Below are 2,205 nucleotides of genomic sequence, written 5' to 3' on the forward strand. Positions count from 1 at the left end.
GTCTTCTTCTCGGCCATCTGTCTCGCCGCAACCGTCATATTCTGGCTATGAGTCCTGAGCCTAGAGCAGTACCAATCTCATTGTCGTCGGTGAGAAAAATTAATCGTCAGGACTGATCAAATCTCCACTTGGAAAGCATAATTCCAAATTCTCGTCGAAAAGCGGCTGAAAATTTACTGGGATTGCAATAGCCCAAGGAGCATGCTGCTTCTGTTATGTTATACCCCTGTGAACTCAATGTGCGAGCACGTTCCGTCCTGCGGCGGGTAATATAAGAGAATGGGTTCCGACCGAAGCTCTGGCGGAACGCCCTTGTGAAGCTTTTGACGTTACGATCAAATTGTAGCGCCAATTCACGGACACTTAGGTCGTCCGCGAGGCGCCTGTGATGAGAATGGACTTATCCAATGGAAGCTTCCCTGATCAACAAATTTGAGGTTCAGCCAATGAGCCCGGGGGCGTATCGAGACACCTCCACGACACCTCGGCCGAAGGACTTGCTTCGGCCATTTGCCAAAATGTGCCGCGTTCAGCCTGCTACACCCAGTTTACCCGGGGCGGTCCATTCGGCACCCGCCATGAAGCTGTCCAAAGGTGTATGGGCGAGATGGTTGGTATAATTCGAGATCAGCTTGGTGGCTTCAAGCACCAGCACGTCAAGTACGGACTGATTGGCGTAGCCGGCAGCCTTGAATGCATCGACATCGGCTTCGCTCAGGACGCCACGGCTGCGTGTTACTAGCGCCGCGAATTTGCGCAGGGCCTGAAGCTTAGGGTCAGCAAGGGGCTTCCCTTCGCGGATCGCCTCGATTGACGCATCGTCGACTTTTGCCATGCGCGAAAGGTTGGTGTGACCTGCCATGCAGTAGGTGCATTCGTTCTCAGAGATGATCGACAGATAGGCAATATTCCGCTCGACGGGAGAGAAGCTCGTTTTTTCAGCAATCCCCCACAAGGTAGCGTATGCCTCAAGTGCCGCAGGGCTGTCGGCTAGAACGCGATGCAAGTTGGGGATAAAGCCCCGGGCCTGCTGTGCCCCGTTGAGAATGTCTGCTGATGCCTTCGGTGCATTTTCGATATCATGCAGCATGGACGCATTGGTCGTCATTATGAAAACTCCTGTATACTTGCTTGCCAATATGACAATCAGGAAACGGAGATTTCGTATTTTTTCTCGCTTGGGGAGCAGGGTAATGGCAATAACGCTTATTCCCGAATGGAATGGCCAAGGCCGACTGTAGCGGATTGAAGAGAGCAACATATCGGGTCAGGCACCACCCATCGTTGACCTATCGATGTCGATGTCGAACTCCGCCTCGACGTCCCAGCATAGCTGGTACCCTTTCAGGGCTGCGTGCTCATCTCCACACTGATCCGTCCAATCATTGCAGTATAGTTATGGGTCTCACGAGAGTGATTTTGCTTTGCAAATCGTAGGAGTATGGTCCGTAACAACGTAAGCTGCGCGGCCGCCAAAACCAGAGACTTCGACTGGAGGCAAACATCGGTGGGGAATGGTTGGGTGAGATTTCAAGGCCGCTTCGAAAAAAGGGGAATGTCGGGACAGCGGTATTCTTCGCGTATGGACGATTGCAATAAGTGCATAAGATACCGTATCTTTTGTAGTCTCCTCGCTTATCGAAAGGCTGCTTTGCCGTGTGAGTTGCATGTCGCAGACGGCAAACCAAATCGATCAGAAGGAGAGCCGCCCCCGGAGATTCATCAGAAACCTGCTCCGTTATCATAGCTGATCCAAGGCGATCGCAACGCCAGCCCGCGTCTTTCTCAATATCGCAACAGACAGTAGGCGCACCAAGCGGCGGCACCCTGCCTTCATTCCATCAAGCCCTGAACAAAATCTGCAAATTGCCTTGCCTTTGCGGTCATCATTCTCCCCGTTGGGAAGACAGCCCAAAGGTCGATATCAGGCAAAGACCACGCCGGAAGCAGGCGCGTTACGGCGCCGCTCTCCAGTTCAGGGGCAAACATCCAGTCCGAGGTGATGGTCAGGCCCATATCAGCGAGTATGGCTGCCCGCAGGCCTTCGGCAGCGCTGACCCTAAGATGCCCCGTAACGGACACCGAGACGGCCGAGCCATCCCTGTGAAATGACCAGACATTGGGGAGCTGACTATAAACGATCGCGCTGTGGTCAACCAGATCGGCAGGGACCAACGGCATGCCCGCACGCGCCAGATAGGCTGG

At 53.7% G+C, this 2,205-nt stretch carries 3 protein-coding genes; all 3 read right to left on the reverse strand.

Going from position 1 to position 2,205, the window contains the following annotated elements:
* Nucleotides 1–106: 106 nt before the first annotated feature.
* A complete protein-coding gene (locus tag P792_RS39635; protein WP_081866862.1) occupies nt 107–352 on the reverse strand; it encodes an AraC family transcriptional regulator in 246 nt (81 codons plus the stop codon).
* 177 nt (nt 353–529) lie between these two features.
* Nucleotides 530–1,108, reverse strand: a complete 579-nt coding sequence (locus P792_RS24915) for a carboxymuconolactone decarboxylase family protein (RefSeq protein WP_023978012.1) — start codon at nt 1,106–1,108, stop codon at nt 530–532.
* A gap of 725 nt (nt 1,109–1,833) precedes the next feature.
* Nucleotides 1,834–2,205, reverse strand: a 372-nt coding sequence (locus P792_RS38370) for a substrate binding domain-containing protein (protein WP_023978013.1), incomplete at its 5' end; no start/stop codon positions are given.

The organism is Asaia sp. SF2.1, from assembly GCF_000505765.1.
Classification (GTDB): Bacteria; Pseudomonadota; Alphaproteobacteria; order Acetobacterales; family Acetobacteraceae; genus Asaia; species Asaia bogorensis.

What these genes read in the sequence shown, in the direction of transcription:
- P792_RS24915 (WP_023978012.1), bottom strand. Translation starts at nt 1,108, where the DNA reads ATGACGACCAATGCGTCCATGCTGCATGATATCGAAAATGCACCGAAG.